Annotated in this window: 11 protein-coding genes; 5 read left to right on the top strand and 6 right to left on the bottom strand. The window is 60.9% G+C overall.

The features are described 5' to 3' along the window. Positions 1-37 precede the first annotated feature (37 nt). Entirely contained in the window at positions 38-1087 is a 1050-nt protein-coding gene (locus FFT87_RS10420; protein ID WP_219948659.1) for an MsnO8 family LLM class oxidoreductase, read from the bottom strand. A gap of 88 nt (positions 1088-1175) precedes the next feature. Here FFT87_RS10420 and FFT87_RS10425 point away from each other — a divergent pair, with 88 nt between their 5' ends. Together FFT87_RS10425 and FFT87_RS10430 are read left to right on the top strand one after the other, a co-directional pair. Beyond that, positions 1176-1988: an alpha/beta hydrolase gene (locus tag FFT87_RS10425; RefSeq protein WP_219948660.1), complete on the top strand. Its 813-nt coding sequence runs from the start codon at positions 1176-1178 to the stop codon at positions 1986-1988. 13 nt (positions 1989-2001) lie between these two features. Further along, entirely contained in the window at positions 2002-3240 is a 1239-nt protein-coding gene (locus FFT87_RS10430; protein WP_219948661.1) for a cation:proton antiporter, read from the top strand. Positions 3241-3292: 52 nt separating this feature from the next. Here the strand turns inward: FFT87_RS10430 and FFT87_RS10435 are convergent, their stop codons facing one another. The 3 genes from FFT87_RS10435 to FFT87_RS10445 form a co-directional block, all read right to left on the bottom strand. Beyond that, positions 3293-3805 carry a hypothetical protein gene (locus FFT87_RS10435; protein ID WP_219948662.1) on the bottom strand — a complete coding sequence of 171 codons (513 nt, stop codon included), beginning with the start codon at positions 3803-3805 and terminating at the stop codon, positions 3293-3295. A gap of 245 nt (positions 3806-4050) precedes the next feature. Beyond that, complete coding sequence (locus FFT87_RS10440) at positions 4051-4632, bottom strand: DUF1349 domain-containing protein (RefSeq protein ID WP_219948663.1); 582 nt, start codon at positions 4630-4632, stop codon at positions 4051-4053. Further along, positions 4629-6995 (bottom strand): phosphoketolase, encoded by a 2367-nt coding sequence (locus FFT87_RS10445; protein WP_255560146.1) that lies wholly within the window; start codon positions 6993-6995, stop codon positions 4629-4631. Before FFT87_RS10445 ends, FFT87_RS10440 begins: the two co-directional genes overlap by 4 nt. Before the next feature lie 235 nt (positions 6996-7230). On the opposite strand from FFT87_RS10445, the gene FFT87_RS10450 reads away from it, so the two are divergent. From FFT87_RS10450 to FFT87_RS10460, 3 genes are all read left to right on the top strand, one after another. Beyond that, complete coding sequence (locus FFT87_RS10450) at positions 7231-7878, top strand: DUF1294 domain-containing protein (RefSeq protein ID WP_219948665.1); 648 nt, start codon at positions 7231-7233, stop codon at positions 7876-7878. Positions 7879-8477: 599 nt separating this feature from the next. Continuing rightward, complete coding sequence (locus tag FFT87_RS10455; protein ID WP_219948666.1) at positions 8478-8840, top strand: rhodanese-like domain-containing protein; 363 nt, start codon at positions 8478-8480, stop codon at positions 8838-8840. 69 nt (positions 8841-8909) lie between these two features. Further along, positions 8910-9854, top strand: a complete 945-nt coding sequence (locus tag FFT87_RS10460) for an alpha/beta fold hydrolase (RefSeq protein ID WP_219948667.1) — start codon at positions 8910-8912, stop codon at positions 9852-9854. A 47-nt stretch (positions 9855-9901) separates the two neighbouring features. Here FFT87_RS10460 and FFT87_RS10465 read toward each other — a convergent pair whose 3' ends face one another. Next, positions 9902-11494 carry a hypothetical protein gene (locus tag FFT87_RS10465; RefSeq protein WP_219948668.1) on the bottom strand — a complete coding sequence of 531 codons (1593 nt, stop codon included), beginning with the start codon at positions 11492-11494 and terminating at the stop codon, positions 9902-9904. Then, positions 11491-15786 (bottom strand): peptidoglycan-binding protein, encoded by a 4296-nt coding sequence (locus tag FFT87_RS10470; RefSeq protein ID WP_219948669.1) that lies wholly within the window; start codon positions 15784-15786, stop codon positions 11491-11493. The genes FFT87_RS10465 and FFT87_RS10470 overlap by 4 nt, the downstream gene beginning before the upstream one ends. Positions 15787-15794: the final 8 nt, after the last annotated feature.

Below are 15794 nucleotides of genomic sequence, written 5' to 3' on the forward strand. Positions count from 1 at the left end.
GAGCGCTCAGCCGCCAGCACGACTGGCGGTCTGAGCATTACGCGAGCAGTTGCTCGGCCAAGAGTTCAAGCGCGCGAACCCGCGCGGGCGACGTGTTGGCCGCATCCGCGTCATGGGCCGAGAGGCCTGGCGTCACCATGACTTCGTCCACACCGAATTTGGTGGCCAGCGAGCGAATGCGCGCTGCTGCTGCGACTGGCTCGTCGATGACCCAGCGTTCGGCCATGTCATCCACCATCTGCTGTTGCGGAGCGGCAAGTTCGTTCGTCGCAGCCTGCTCGATTGTCGCGAGTGGGCCGAGCGGCATTCCACTGAGCAGTCGCGCCATTTGTTGCAATTGCGGAAGGGCTGCGGCGCGGGCTTCGGTCGCTGTTGCGGCTACCGAGACATTGAGCGTCAGGAAGGTGCGTGGTTCCGCGAGCTGCTCAGACGGCACAAAGTTGTCGCGGTACAAGCCCATGATCCGCTCAGTTCCCTGCCCCGAGAAATGGTGAGCGAAAACGTAGGGCATGCCTTGCGCTGCCGCTAGGCGTGCCGAGTAGTCACTCGACCCGAGCAGCCACAGTTCGGCAACCGATGCGGCGCGTGGCGTCGCGGTGAGCTCATAGACCTGACCAGACGGTAGCTGAAGCGATGCACCTTCAGGATGCATGAGGCTGCGAATATCGGCCACGTTGCGCGGGAACGCATCGACGTCGCTGGTCGTTCCCGTCGTGCGTAAATAGGAGGTGATGACGGGGTCGCTGCCCGGTGCACGCCCGATGCCCAGATCGATTCGACCGGGGAAGGCTGCTTCGAGAATGGCGAATTGTTCGGCGACGACGAGCGGGGCGTGGTTAGGGAGCATCACTCCCCCGGACCCGACACGAATACGCTTGGTTTGCGCTGCGAGAATGCCGATGAGCACGGCGGGGTTGGTGGACGCCACCGCTTTCATATTGTGATGCTCGGCCACCCAATAGCGCGAGAAGCCGAGATCATCGGCACGTTGCGCAAGGGCTGTCGTAGCCGCAAGGGCATCGGCGGAGGTCTGGTTGCTGCGCACAGGAATCAGGTCGAGAACAGAAAGACGAAGTGGTGTAGTCATCATCTCTATTCAACCGGGATGCACCACAGATATTCCTGAACGCCGCTGATCGAACCCGCCAACGGCGCGGATTCTCTAGACTGGGCCGATGCATGCCGCTGAGTCGACTCCATCTGAACCGAGTTCGCCTCGCGCGCCAGCGTCACGCCCCACGTTGCCATCTCGCCGCGGTCGCATTGTGCGTGTTCTCCTGATTTCGCTTGCGTCGCTCATTGTGTTCGCTGCGATCGGAATTCTGGTGTGGGCTAATGTTGGCGTCATGCAAGCGGAGCCCGGTCCGCTCGAAAAGGTGAGCGCTAACCCTGCGGTTTCCTTGCACGAGACCCCTGATTCCTTCATCCTCTCCCCCACCGATGGAGCATCCGGCATCGGACTGGTGTTCATTCCCGGGGCAAAGGTGAACGCCGAGGCCTATCTCTACAAGCTTTCGGGCGCAGTCGTCGAGTCGGGCTTGACTGTTGTCGTCACCAAGCCGATTCTTAATCTGGCATTCTTCGATCAGCGCCCGCTGACCACGTTCACGGATGCCGCACCGGATATCGACAGCTGGTTTGTTGGTGGGCATTCTCTGGGTGGCGTGCGTGCGTGCCAGTACGCAGCCCAACCTGATGTGAGTGGCTTGGTGCTCTTCGCCAGTTATTGCGCCAATGATCTCGCGGATGTGGGCACCCGCGTTTTGAGCCTCAGCGGCAGCAACGATCTCCTCAGCACGCCGGAGAAAATAATGAATGCCGCACACCTACTGCCGACCAATACAACATTCTTTCCGATCGATGGCGCCAATCACGCCCGCTTCGGCGACTACGGCCTGCAGTCTGGTGATGGGGTTGCTGATCTCGACAGTTCCGTAGTGCGTGACGTGATCACCGCCGAAATCGACAGTTTTGTTCGCAATGGATAGCGGCGAAGAAGTAATGGAGATGACCAGCTGGGGTCTTGTGCTCATTCCGATACTCGCCGTAATGGCGCCGCTGTTAGCGCGTGCGCTCGCGCCAGTAGTCCGAATTTCAATTGTTGTTTTTGAGCTCCTTCTCGGCATCCTGATTGGGCCAAGCGTTCTCGGCTGGGTCGGTGATTCAAAGTTCGTGGAACAGCTCTCTGACTTCGGCCTTGCGATGCTGTTCTTTATGGCCGGAAATGAAATCCGGCTGAGTGCCATTCGCGGGCGCAATGGCCGGCGGGCGTCACTCGGATGGCTCATCGGGTTGGCTGCGGGAGTAGCCATTGGATTTCTCATCGAACCAAGTTTCGGCGCTGTCGTGATCGGTATCGCACTGTGCTCGACCGCGCTCGGTGCGATCATGCCGATCCTGCGCGATGCCGGCGAACTTCCCACTCGCTTTGGCGGCGCCGCTGTAGCGCTAGGAGCCGTCGGTGAATTTGGTCCGCTGATCGCTATCTCAATCTTTCTCGGAGCGAGTTCACTCGGTGTCTCGACTATCGTGTTGGGCGTTTTCATCGCAATTGCGATGATTCTGCTGTTCCTCGCTGCCCGCATTGAGCACAGCGGTCTCCACCGGATTGTCACCGGCACTCTGCACACCTCCGGCCAGTTCGCGATCCGTGTTGTTATCTTCATCGTTGCCGCCCTCGTAGTGCTGAGCATCGTGCTCGATCTCGACATGCTTCTGGGCGCATTCGTCGCCGGGCTGCTGTGGCAGGTCATGATGCGCCAAGCGCCCGAGCGTGACAGAGCTATGGTCGATTCCAAACTGGATGCGATCGCCTTCGGGTTCCTCGTTCCCATTTTCTACATCAACACGGGAGTGTCCTTCGATCTAGAAGCCCTCACAACGGACTCGAGCGTGGCCCTGCTTGTCCCCATCTTCCTCGTGCTCCTCCTCGTTGTGCGTGGAGTCCCGTCCCTGTTCGCTGCCCCGAAGGGTTCCCGCACGCGCGACCGTGCCGCTCTCGGTCTTTTAGGGGCGACCGGGCTCCCCATCATCGTCGCGGTGACAGCGATCGGCCTTGACAGCGAATACATCGACGCGGGTACTGCCGCTGCGCTCGTCGGCGCCGGTTTGTTGTCGGTGCTTCTCTTCCCGGTGATCGCTATGACGCTCCGTGGTGACGCAGCACAATTGCACGCCAATAGCACCGGGGAGACCAAAGACGATCTGCCGAACGAGCCGCACATCGTCGAAGAAGCGTAACGAGCCGCAGCCGCCGTAGGCGACCGGGAAGCCGCAGCGAAAACCCGCTCTTCTAGGCGAGGATCGGAATCGTGCCCGTCGCGGTGTAGCCCGCGGACTGCGGCAATGGCTCGCCCAGAGCGTCTGACGTGTCGTGCGTAACCAGGGCCTCTTCGGCGCGGGTTTCGCCGTGGGTATGAATGATGGGAATGGATTCGGTGAGCGCGATCAGTCCGTCGCTAATCGTGACGAAAGGATCAGCATCCGTGCTGGAGAAAATGGGGAACGAGCGCCCTTCATCAGGAAGTCTGCGACCTCGTCGAATTACCACGATGGTCGCAGCCGCGAGTGGAATGGCAATCACGCTGGGCGCGGCAACCCACATTGATGCGCTCAAAAGTCCGTAGGCTCCCCAAACGCCATAGCCGAGCACGAGCAACCATTGGGTGGTTTCAGAAATACCGGCAAGGCGCACAGCATCGTTACGGCTCTGCCACGTGATTCTGGCCTGCGGAACCCACATCAGGAACGAGAATGTGGTGCCCACGAATCCGAGTGCGTTAATAGCGAAATCGGTGATGTCCATACCGAGTGCTCGTTCTTTCTGACGGCCCAAGGAAGAACTCCGGATTGGGCACAAATTGCTGGGCATCCACGCGATGTCTCGGTAATTCTAAACACAAAAAGCGCTGCGCACCAGAACCTCTTTTACCCCCAGTTTTAGGCAGTCAGCCACCGAGTTTTCGACGATCGGCGACAGTCCTGGTTGTGAATTGTGCAACGGCCGAATTCTTGACATCCCGCCTGCCTCGGCCGCCTCCTCCGCCTCCTCTAGTGCAGCGACACATCCGCATCAGTTTGGCGATACCCGGTAAAGGTGACGACCAGTCCAGCGCGGGTTGCACCACAGCAATACAGTCCAGCTTCGAGATTTGCCTCGGGTGAGAAATAGGCGAGGCGAACGAGGCGAAAGTCATCGTCGTCGACTCTGGCGCGCACCGTGATCGCGTTGCCGGTGCGACTCGCACGCATCGTGACCGTGCGTCCAGACCACTCCGCGACCGGAGCAACCGACCAATCAGAGAAGCCGTGCGTGACAACGGCGCCCAGCTGCGGCGCACCGTCAGAGATTTCGACGCCAGCTTTCATCCACTCGCTGTCAGACTCACGCACAAACAGCCCTGCTTGGTCGAACTGTTCACTGAAATCGAGCACGAAGCTTACTTCGATAGCGCTATCGACCGGCAGGGGCGAAATGAACGCATGTTCTGTGTCGTGGACAAATCCATACGACGTTGTGCGCCACGCATCACTGTTTTCGGCGGCGGTTACGCGCAGCGTTTCGTCACTGAACTCGACAGCAACAGGCTCGGTCGTCCACCGCGCGGTGCCCATCAACTCGATCAAGGTCATGCCCTTTTCCACTTCCAGTCAGCCACCGCGGGCATATCTTCGCCGTGCTCCCGCGTGTACTGCTGCGCGTGAAGTCGGGTGTCGTGCATCTCTTGCCAGAACGCGGCGTGCCGCGAGGTGAGCCCCGGAACACGCTCAAGCACATCGATAACCAGATGGTAGCGATCGAGATCGTTCAACATCACCATGTCGAAGGGCGTTGTCGTTGTGCCCTCGTCTTTGTACCCACGCACATGGAGATTCGCGTGGCCAGCGCGCTTGTAGGTGAGGCGATGAATCAACCAGGGGTAGCCGTGGTGCGCAAAGATCACCGGCTTGTCTGTCGTGAAGATCGCATCGTATTCGGCATCGCTGAGACCATGCGGATGCTCCGATTCACTGTGCAAGCGCATCAGGTCAATGACGTTGACGACTCGCACCCGCAGCTCGGGGATCCGTTCTCGCAAGATCTGCGCGGCAGCAAGTACCTCAAGCGTCGGAACGTCACCGGCACAGGCGAGAACGACATCCGGTTCCCGACCAACAACTTCAGTTCCTGCCCAGTCGAACAGGCCGATGCCGCGAGTGCAGTGCTCGATCGCAGCCGGCATATCGAGCCAGTTGTTCTCGGGGTGCTTGCCCGCGATGACGACGTTGATTTTGTCGACAGAACGAAGGCAGTGGTCGTAGGTGGCAATCAAGGTGTTGGCGTCACACGGCAGATACGCGCGCACGACATCGGGCTTCTTGTTCATGACCAAGTCAAGGAAGCCGGGGTCTTGATGCGAGGCACCATTGTGGTCTTGACGCCAGACGTGCGAGCTCAGCAGATAGTTGAGCGATGACACCGGTCGACGCCACGGGATCGCGTTTGCGCCCTCGAGCCACTTAGCGTGCTGATTGAACATTGAGTCGACGATATGAATGAACGCCTCGTACGAATTGAACATGCCGTGGCGACCGGTGAGAAGGTACCCCTCGAGCCAGCCCTGACACTGGTGTTCGCTGAGCATCTCCACTACGCGCCCCGCACGAGCTAGATGATTGTCGGAGTCGATCGGCAGGAATCCGGCATCCCACTGCTTATCGGTCACGTCGAAGACAGCACTCAGTCGATTGGATGCCGTGACGTCGGCCCCAAAGATGCGGAAATTGTCGGGATTGTCGCGCACCACATCGCGCAGCCACTCCCCCAGAGCGCCCGTTGCCGAGCTTGTCGTTTCGCCTGGGTTCGGCACGTCGACGGCGTAGTCCCGAAAGTCGGGCAACCGCAATGGCGCACGCAGCAATCCGCCATTCGTGACGGGGTTGGCGCTCATGCGGCGATCGCCCGTCGGCGCGAGCGCTGTGGTCAGCGCGCGCGGTGCGCCGCTCTCATCGAACAGTTCTTCTGGACGATACGACGCCATCCATTCCTGAAGCTGCTGCAAGTGCTCCTCGGTATCGCGCACGCTGGCGAGGGGCACCTGATGCGAACGCCAGTTGTTTTCGACGGGATGACCGTCGACCACTTGCGGTCCCGTCCAGCCCTTGGGCGTGCGCAAAATCAGCATCGGCCAGGCCGGGCGCCCCTCGAGCGTTCCCGCCGCGGCATCCGCTTTGATCCGAGCAATGTGATCGACGATGTCATCGAGAGTCGCCGCCATGCGTTCGTGCACGGCGCGCGGGTCTTCGTCGTCGAATCCGCCCGAGACTACGTAGGGAGTATGCCCGTAGCCACGCATGAGGTCGCACAGTTCGTCTTCGGGGATGCGTGACAGAACTGTGGGGTTCGCGATCTTGTAGCCGTTGAGGTGCAAGATCGGCAGAACCACTCCATCGCGTTCGGGGTCGATGAACTTATTCGAGTGCCAGCTCGTTGCTAGCGGTCCGGTCTCGGCCTCGCCATCACCCACGACTGCCGCGACCAACAGGTTCGGGTTATCGAAGGCTGCGCCGTACGCGTGCGACAACGCATAGCCGAGTTCGCCACCCTCATGGATCGAACCCGGAGTTTCGGGCGCCGCGTGACTCGGAATACCACCAGGAAAGGAGAATTGCCTAAAGAGCTTGCGGATGCCATCCGCACTCTTATCGATGTCGCCATAGGTTTCGCTGTACGTTCCATCGAGGTACGCGCTCGCGACGACGGCTGGCCCACCGTGCCCGGGCCCGGAGACGAAAATGGTGTCGGTGTCGCGATCGCGAATGATGCGATTGAGGTGAGCCCACACAAAGTTGAGACCCGGAGTCGTTCCCCAATGACCCAAAAGTCGCGGCTTGGTGTGCTCGCGGCGAAGTGGCTCGCGCAACAAGGGGTTATCGAGCAGATAGATCTGGCCGACCGCGAGATAGTTCGCTGCCCGCCACCACGCATCCAACTGATCGAAAGTCTCTGGCCGCACCTCACCCGATCGGGATGCGCACCAGGGGGTTCGAGGGGACGAATGGGCAACAGTCACGAGGTTTCCTGTCTGTGGTCGCGATGAATCGTGCTTGCATACTCCGTGAAGTAGAGTCGCGCTCGTCTTGGAGCTTGTGCGCTCAGTGTAGAAGCATTCCTTCTCTGACCGCTGAACGCAACGGTTCAGCGGGTATGCCGTGACCGCGACAGCTCTGTGCGCGGGTTACCCTCTGTATATGGGTTCGCGAAGCACACGCAGTGAAGGCGTCTTGGCCTCGTGGAACGACGAACGCGGGTTCGGTTTCGTCACTCGTGACGACGGTGAACGACTATTTGCTCACATCTCGGCGTTCCCTCCCCGTGATGCCCGTCCGGCACCGGGCGAACGCCTCAGCTTCGCGGTCGAACGCACCAGTGATGACAAGGTGCGCGCGCGCAACATTCGCTATCTCGCCGCCTCCGGCCGGCCGCTTCGTACACGCAAACGCCGTCCCGGCGGCATGCGCTACGTGGTGTTAGTCACGTTCGCGGTTGCTATCGGCATCGTCACGGCGATTGGTGCACTCCCCTGGCTATTCGCGGCGCTGTATCTGACAATGAGCCTCATCACCTATGGTTCCTACGCTGCGGACAAAAAGGCAGCGCAAACAAAGCAGTGGCGCGTGAGCGAAAGTGCCCTGCTCGGATTAGGACTGTTTGGGGGCTGGCCCGGAGCGATAGTCGCCCAGCAGCACCTTCGCCACAAGACCCAGAAAGCCACATTTCGGCAGGCATTCTGGGGCACGGTCGTTCTCAACATCTTGGTCTTTGCGATCCTCACCACAGCGCTGCGCGAACCGATCCTCGAGCTCGCACGCCTCATTCTCGCTGCCAGCTCCGCCTAGCACTGCCGGACTTTCGAGCGGGGCATGCCGCCCTCGACTCCGCACTCCGCGATGCCAGCCCTAGCCGACTCCCAGGCGAGCGAAAGAAATAGCTTGTGGAAGTGAGCGCGCTCAAAGAGGAATTGACAGCATGAATACCCCGTGGGGTATAGTTTCGGCATACCCCCGAGGGTATTAATTTACCCAGTCAAGAAACCGAAAGAAGAGTTATGTGCAGAGCAGTCACCTGTCGGGTATGCGGCAAAACAACCTGGGCCGGATGCGGAGACCACATCCAGTCCGTCAAGCGCAGCGTTCCCTCATCCAACTGGTGCAACGGCAAGCACTCGCAGTCGGAAATTGACGCCGCAAAATCCGCTCAAGGCGGCTTCTTTGCCCGCCTCTTCGGTCGTTAGGAAATTACATGTGCGCACAAGTCACTTGCCAGAACTGCCGTAAGCCCACCTGGGCTGGATGCGGAGAACATATCGAGGATGCCCTCGCCAACGTCGCCGAAGCAGATCGTTGCCAGTGCTAGCGCTAGCGCGCAAACGCCACTAATTCATCAGAATTTCGCACACTTCCACTTCCACTCGACCATCTTTTTCGCAAGGAGAAAAATGCTCCGCCCCCTCGCCGCTCTCGCGGGATCCCTCGTCATGCTGGCCTCAATCGCTGGATGCTCGGCTACCAACGACAGCATTGAGCTCAGTGCTGACACCATCCTTGTCGACGTTCGCACTCCGGCTGAATACGCTGCAGGCCACCTCGACGGCGCGACGCTCCTCGATCTCAACGGAGGCGAGTTTGCGGCAGCGCTCCCCACACTCGACGCCGACGCGGAGTACGCCGTCTACTGCAAATCGGGCAACCGTTCCGGCCAGGCCGTCGCGATGATGGAAGATGCAGGCTTCGAGAACGTGATCGATCTCGGCTCAATCGGTGAAGCAGCGGCATCCACACAGATCGAGGTCGTGAAGTAGCTCGAGCGATGCGGTCACGGCGCGGCATCCCCAGCAAACTCCGGGAGTGACCGCTACGAACTACTGAGTGTGAACTCGATTCCTACCTCCAGCACGCGCTACCACGCCGGCGACCCCCACGACCCTGCCACGGTCGGGTTCTCGCGCGTCGTCGTGTCGGCGGTGCTCGGCGATGTGGTGGTGCACGTCCATCCCAATGCTGCCGGGGTTTCCGATACCGCAACGCTGTTACTTCACGGAGCAGCAGGCTCATGGACCACGTGGCTACCCTTCATCCGCGCTGCCCACGATGCCGGCCAACCACTACACAACGTGGTTGCCGTCGACCTCCCCGGTTGGGGAGAAAGCGGTTCGATCCGAGACGATACAACGGTCGAAGATATGGTGGATGCCATAGCCCACGTCACAACGACCCTCGGCTTTCCGCGCTGGAATGTGTTCGGCCATTCCCTTGGCGGACATCTCGCGCTCAGCCTCGCGGCCCGGTATCCGGAGCGCACGCGCAGCGTCGTCGGCATTTCAGCGACCGGACCTGGTGCATTAGCGGTGCTACGGCACCCGCTTCGACACTTCGGCGATGTGCCGCTGCTGGCCGGAATGCTCGGCGCAATGCGCCTTCTTTCGGCGCTTGACCCGGCGGGAACTTGGCTGGTGCCCGCGCTGCACCGGATACGGCTCCTAGGGCCGCTTAGTTCGCCCCTTTTCGCTCGCTGGCGCGAGCTCGACGAGTCGGTGATCAACTCCCTCGTGACAGAGATTCGCTCTCGCTCTTTCGTGTTGGGCGCCCACGCCGCCACACAGTACGACGAAAGCGAGTGGGCGAGCATCGAGTGCCCCGTCACGCTAGTTCGTGGCGAGCGAGACGTCTTCGTGAGTTCGAAAGACGATGCCTGGTTCGCGTCTGCGCTCCCTCACACTAGGCAGCAGATAGCGGCCAAGGCAGGACACTTTGCGCACATCGAAAGCATGGGCGTGCAGACTCCGGCCCCCGCTGGAAGCCGCGTTGCGCCCTAATCCGCTACGGGGAAAAGATGCAGAAATCGAGCGAGGCGATCGCCCCACTAAGTGAAGCCTCCCAATAGCTCGGTGAGGGCTCGACGAGTGCTGCTGAGCACGTCCGTTTCGCTCGATGGGGAACTATTCGTTGAAAAGTTGACGGTCGCGTCCGGGCGCACTCGGGCCAGCACCCAACGGTCGTTGGCCTTAACCGTCGTCGATGTCATAGCTTGGCGGTCGCCTCGGAGAATCATCATCGATAATTCGACCTCCGCGATCCCCGTTTCTGGAGCCGCGGGCGGATCAGGAATCAGCACGGTCGCCATCTGTTGGTGACGGCATTCGAACCCGGTGTCGAGAGCTCGTCCGCTGACATCCGCTGGCCGATAGCGCACGTTTCCCGATAAGACCTCGCTGCCGTCGGGGCTAACAGTTCGCCCCGCGTCGTCAACCAACACCGTCATCACATCGACAGTTCGAGTCCACGTCGCGGGGGCCAAAATCGACGACCAACCGCGAGCATCGCTGAGAGTGCCTGAGGTTGCGATAGTCGGCCACGTGGCAGACGCAAACGACACTTCAGCAGACCAACGAATCTCCTCCGCGCCAGTCTCAGTGGTCGCGACTGTCATCGTGACCTCTCCGCCATCGGCACCGATCGACGCGGTCTCGACATCATCCCCAGAGTGCAATGTAATAGCGACGTGGTCAATCGTGGGGTGCCCACGTACCAAAAGCCTGGCTGGCACCCCGACTTCAGCGCGCACGATTCGGTGGCTTATCGACCCGCTAGCGATCACTGCGCCGAGCGAGCCTGACAATGAATGTTGCTGCGTGCTCAACGCTCCACCTAATTCAGCAGCGAACGACACGTCAAACGCCACAGACCCCACGATCCCGCTGGGCATTCCCGCCACTAACGCCTGCTCCCATGCTTGCGCACCGCGCGCCGACAGCTCCACGATGAAGACCGCGTCGGCGGTGTCGGTGCCTGCCGAGACCACCGCCTGACCGACGATATGCTCGGCTGGAAGATCTAATCGAGGGCGGACCGATCTCATGTTTAACGCCTGAAAATGCCAGCTTTGTGTGCCGTACCCCGCCGCCGCCAACGCGTCCTCCCAGCTTCCCCTTCGCGCGGCAACCTCTTCATCAGTGAAAACTGGCAAGGCAGTGCATGACACCGTTGCAGCACCCCCGGTGATGCGCACCGTGCCGCCCACTTCCTCGGAGCGAATGGTGACTGAGGTGCCGCGCCCGATCGGAGCCGTGGCAAGCAGCATGGCTGTGCCGTCACCCGGAAACACCATGACATCTCCGACCAGAATCGGATCTACACGGCGCGGAACGGGAACGTTCGCTACAACTCCAATCTCAAAATATGGACGAGCGCGTAGCAGCTGAGCAACGACGACCGTTGCTGGCACCGTTTTCTCCCTTACCTGAGGACGCGCAACTGAGAGCTTCTTGCGTGACGCCGCTGGCACGATCGACGCCCGCGATGCCAGCGAAAGTTGAATAGCGCTGTGCGCAGCATTCTGTACCGTGATCGCCTGTCGAGCCTCCGCGTTCGCCTGCAGCGCCGGCGCACGTGCGAACGCGGTCTTGCTGTCAGCAGAGGCGCTCAACGCAACTCCCACACGATTGACCCAATTCATGCTGCCCCCTCGAACGGGCTTACTACGGAGCGCACAATATTGCCGTCTACACCAAAAATGAATTCTCGAGCACCGAGATCTGTCTCCGATAGCAGCCGGCGAAGGGTTTCGTCGTCTACGCGAAGTACACGTTCTCCGGCAGCCGCACGAACCAACATCGCCATGACACGCCCCGCCCTGTCGTATTTCACCTCACGCACGTGCCCGCGCAGCAGCTCCCACGACTCCACCGTGCGCCCGCGATTTCGACGGTATTCGCTGCGTGACAGCACCGAGACAATGTCACCGTGGTGCGAGCGCTGAAACGGGTGGCCCTCTGCGGACACGCCACGGCTTTCCACAATTACGTCAGTGATCCCTCGCTCGACAGGAGCAGGGAGCGCGCCGCTAAGCGCCGGCGCGGAGGCTGCTGGCGCTCCACCACTCTCCGCGGAGACCGCGGTCTCGCCAAGCTGGTTCAGGCGCCGAATAGCTGGTCGAAGCTCGACCCGTTCTCGGTTGGACTCGCTAGATGAGACTGCGCTGACGCGAGTCTGCAGTAGCGTGCCGCTTGTTGCGGTCACGGTGACGAGGCTCGGGCTGACTCGACCAGATTCGCTGGCAGGACCTCCGTCACCCTCGACTTGGCCGCCAACTCGCATTGTCGTCAACGGTCGACCTCCGACAGTGGCCTGGAACGTCGCAACGGCGTCTGGGATCGGCGTGGCCTCAATCACCCAACTCCCGGCGAGCTGCACCACGGATCCGTCAAGCAATAATTGAATCTCATGGTCATTCAGGGTCTGAAGCCTCACGCCCTTAGCTCGCGAACGAGTACTAATCGTGACTTTTTTGCCCGCCGGATCGGTCACCACCAGTTCTCGCGTGGACTCTCTCACCACTACTACCGCGTACTGATCTAACTCCGTCAGGTCAAGGCGGGCGGCCACCGCGCTGCTGGCGTCGTTAGAGCGTGTGGGCAGAATCGCACGGTGGCGACCGTTGGCCTCAGCCACCGCATCCCGAGCAGCACCTGCCGCGCCATCTTGACCGGTAGTCAGCCGGTAGTGGATTCCCTGGCTGACGTGCAACCGCTGGGCCAACCAGCCCAAGACTTGCCGATCGTCACTCAGGAGAAAAAGCGTTCCCAGATGCGCGAGTCGGCGCAGCCCTACGAGGTCGCGCAGACTAAAGCGACTACCGCGACCAACCACCACCAAAGCTGAACGCGCACGCACGACACCCTGATCGTCGCTCGGCGAATTCCAGCTCTCCGCAAGCGCGGCCAACCCACCGCTCAGAGGGCCCACGACAGTTCTCTCGTCAGCTGTCTCAGTCTGGCTGAGGGCGGACTGCTCCGCGGCCACAGCAGCGAGCAACTCAGTTGTCACCAGCGGCGGTTCAGCACTGCGCTCGGTGATCTCGGCTTGCGGTGAGCTCTCGGATCCGTCGTCCCAGTCGCTCCAATCGCTATTCGAACCCTCACTCTCGCTGGTGTTGGATAGCTCACCCAGTCGCCGCCACGTCGCAGAACCTACGACACCGTCGGCGCTCAGTCGCTCGTCGCTTTGGAATCGGCGAACCGCCGACTGGGTTCCGGCGCCGAAGTCACCGTCGACGCCATTCGTGTCGTAACTCAGGTCGGTCAATAACTGCTGCAGAACACGCACGTCTACTCCCCGGTCGCCACGACGCAATGTCGGGCGGTTAGTGACGTCGATCCGGCTGCCAGAAGAAGCGCCGCCGCCGCCAGAGGGTTCCGACCCCCCACCTACCGGCGTGGCTCCTCCGCCGCCAGCGGGCTCCGATCCGCCGCCGCTAGGTCCGTTTCCCCCTGCCACAGGGGGCTGCACCCTCGCCCTAGCGTTTTCGAGCGCCGCCCACGACAGTGCACCCGCGATCCCGTCGGCACCGAGGCCTTGATCGCGCTGAAACTGGCGCAGAGCCGATTGTGTACCGCTCCCAAAGTCGCCATCGATGCCGTTGGTGTCGTACCCCAACGCCGTAAGCAGTTCTTGCAAATCGCGCACATCCTGCCCGCGGTCACCACGACGAAGCGACGGACGTTCCGATCCGTTGCCCCAAGTAGCGTCGCGATCGTTTGTGCCATCGTTGTCATCGCCGCCCCAATGGTCGTCGCCGCCGGGAATGCCACTCGCGTCATCGACGAGCACGGTAGTGTCGACCGGCGTGGTTCCCGCATTCATATGAGCGTTATGCACCACGAGAGCGAAATCCTGTTGTGGACTCGTCGGCCGATTGGTGAGGCAGTTCATCGCTAGCTGCAGAGCTTCGACGGTCACGGTAAACGCCCCAACGATCTCACCGCCCTGCAGATAAATGTTCTGCGTGTTGTCGGTACCTTCATCATCGCCCGGAGAACCGGAGCGGGACCAACCATTGGTGAAGTCGTTGCCAAAGTAAGTATTACCGCTGTGGTCGAGCCGGAGCCGCAATCGGTTCACGATGGCCGGACGGTCAACGGTGCCTGACCCCACCGTGCCGGGTGGATCTGTCCACGTCAGAGTCACCTTTACCGGTTTGTTGGGGTCAGACGCGTAAAGATTCCATTGGCGCATTTCTCCGATCGAGGCCAGCCGAATCGATTGGTCGACGTACAGCTTGTGCACGGAGTCGTCGAATACTGCTCCGAGGTTCACACGTCCCCAGCCTTGACGGTTGTTGGGGATCGGTCCGCCGAACCCAGTGTCGGTGGCGCCGTTCACCATCATTGCACGCAACATGGCCGGCGAGGGAGCATCACCACCGATATTGCTGGCCCACCAATCAATCGCGAGAGCACATGCTCCGGCGGTCTTCGGTGAGGCCCCCGAGGTGCCACCACCCCACGTCATCTGGGCACTGATGAATTCGATCGATGACGAAGTCATCCCAAAATTCGCCGCTGCCGTCCACTCGCCTGGTGCACAAACGTGGGGTCGAATTCTCCCGTCTAGACAGTTGCCATAGCTAGAGGCTCCGTTGCCGGTGAACATCTCGTTAGGGTCATCAGCCTCCGCCGCCGCAGTCGGTTTATCCGCCCGGAATTCGGGGCGATAGCTTTCTGAATTGCCGGTCACAATGACATTCTTGGCCGCCTTGGGTCGGGTCAGGCCGTCGCTGCCCCTGTTGCCCGCGGAAAAACAAATCGTCAGTGCAGTGCTTGCCCCGTCAGCATCGCGCACCAAACCATCGAAAGTCGCCTCTGCCGAGCCGTAGTCCATCCCACCCGGCATGGTTTCCGTTCCCCAAGAGTTGTTTTGGACGGAGCCGTTCGCTCCGCCCAAAATTCCCGAGGTGGTTACGGTCTGGCGACAGTTGAGTGCTGATGAGTCGCTGCTGGATTGGGTGATGAGATCAGCGCCAGGCGCCATCCCCACTCCGTACAAGTAACCGTTCGAATCGCGCTCAGTACGAAAGTCACCGGCAGCATGACCAGCAACAAACGTGCCATGCCAGTCGCGACGATTCCCATCGTGAGCGACGATTCGCCCAGTAAAGGCGTCGTGAGTCTCGTCGACACCGTTATCCACGATTCCGATGGTCACCCCCGCCCCGTTGATCCCGCGGTCCTCCAACCACCGCAAATAGTTGCCGACCGGACGTCGCTGAGCGTCAATCATTCCCGCCACGATGAGGTCAGCAACCTCATCTTCGGGCCGAATCGGTACACGATCTTCAACGGCCGCTACCCCCGGCAGTGCGAGTGCCGAGTCCACGGAGGTGCCATCTGCTATCGCACTAATCCGTTGGTAGAGCCCGGCTGGAGGTTCGAGATCGCCCACGATACTTAGCCCAGCTACCCCCCTCAGCTCGGTCAACGTCTGCTCCGCGGTGCTCGAGTGCAACACGACCCAGACGTCTTTGGTTCCGGCTTCTGGCATGCGCGTGCGAGGCTTGCTCCGCGCAGTGGGAAGCGACACTGCACGCACAACCGGGAGCGCCGCAACTGCTTCCAACGCCGACTTCTTTCCCCGCACAAGGTAACTGGCGGGAGGCTCGAATGTCACCAGCGCGACCCCGGCCGCCTCCAATCGTTCGACCACAGACCGCTCTGGCGGTCCGGCTAACTCAACCAGCGCGAACGTGTCAGCGTCGCCGATAATCGACTCAATGTTGGATCGGTCGGCCTCTGATTGCGGAGCTTCTGGCCGGGGAGGTATGACTCTGGCCGACTCCGTAGCAGCGACAGTTGTGGCCGGCGCCTCTACGAGTTGATCCCCGTTGTCGTACGTGTGCAAAATCGTGATGTCGGGCCCGCCAGGTAGTTCCGTACCTGCGGGCACCACAGCTACTTGCTGGTTCTTCTTCATGAGAATGG

The organism is Salinibacterium sp. M195 (genome assembly GCF_019443965.1).
In the GTDB taxonomy this organism is placed as follows: domain Bacteria; phylum Actinomycetota; class Actinomycetes; order Actinomycetales; family Microbacteriaceae; genus Rhodoglobus.

Bases quoted from the DNA above. Each gene is read 5' to 3' on its own strand.
- FFT87_RS10430 (WP_219948661.1), top strand. From the start codon at position 2,002: ATGGAGATGACCAGCTGGGGTCTTGTGCTCATTCCGATACTCGCCGTA.
- FFT87_RS10470 (WP_219948669.1), bottom strand. From the start codon at position 15,786: ATGAAGAAGAACCAGCAAGTAGCTGTGGTGCCCGCAGGTACGGAACTA.
- FFT87_RS10435 (WP_219948662.1), bottom strand. From the start codon at position 3,805: ATGGACATCACCGATTTCGCTATTAACGCACTCGGATTCGTGGGCACC.
- FFT87_RS10420 (WP_219948659.1), bottom strand. From the start codon at position 1,087: ATGACTACACCACTTCGTCTTTCTGTTCTCGACCTGATTCCTGTGCGC.
- FFT87_RS10450 (WP_219948665.1), top strand. From the start codon at position 7,231: ATGGGTTCGCGAAGCACACGCAGTGAAGGCGTCTTGGCCTCGTGGAAC.
- FFT87_RS10465 (WP_219948668.1), bottom strand. From the start codon at position 11,494: ATGAATTGGGTCAATCGTGTGGGAGTTGCGTTGAGCGCCTCTGCTGAC.
- FFT87_RS10425 (WP_219948660.1), top strand. From the start codon at position 1,176: ATGCATGCCGCTGAGTCGACTCCATCTGAACCGAGTTCGCCTCGCGCG.
- FFT87_RS10455 (WP_219948666.1), top strand. From the start codon at position 8,478: ATGCTCCGCCCCCTCGCCGCTCTCGCGGGATCCCTCGTCATGCTGGCC.
- FFT87_RS10440 (WP_219948663.1), bottom strand. From the start codon at position 4,632: ATGACCTTGATCGAGTTGATGGGCACCGCGCGGTGGACGACCGAGCCT.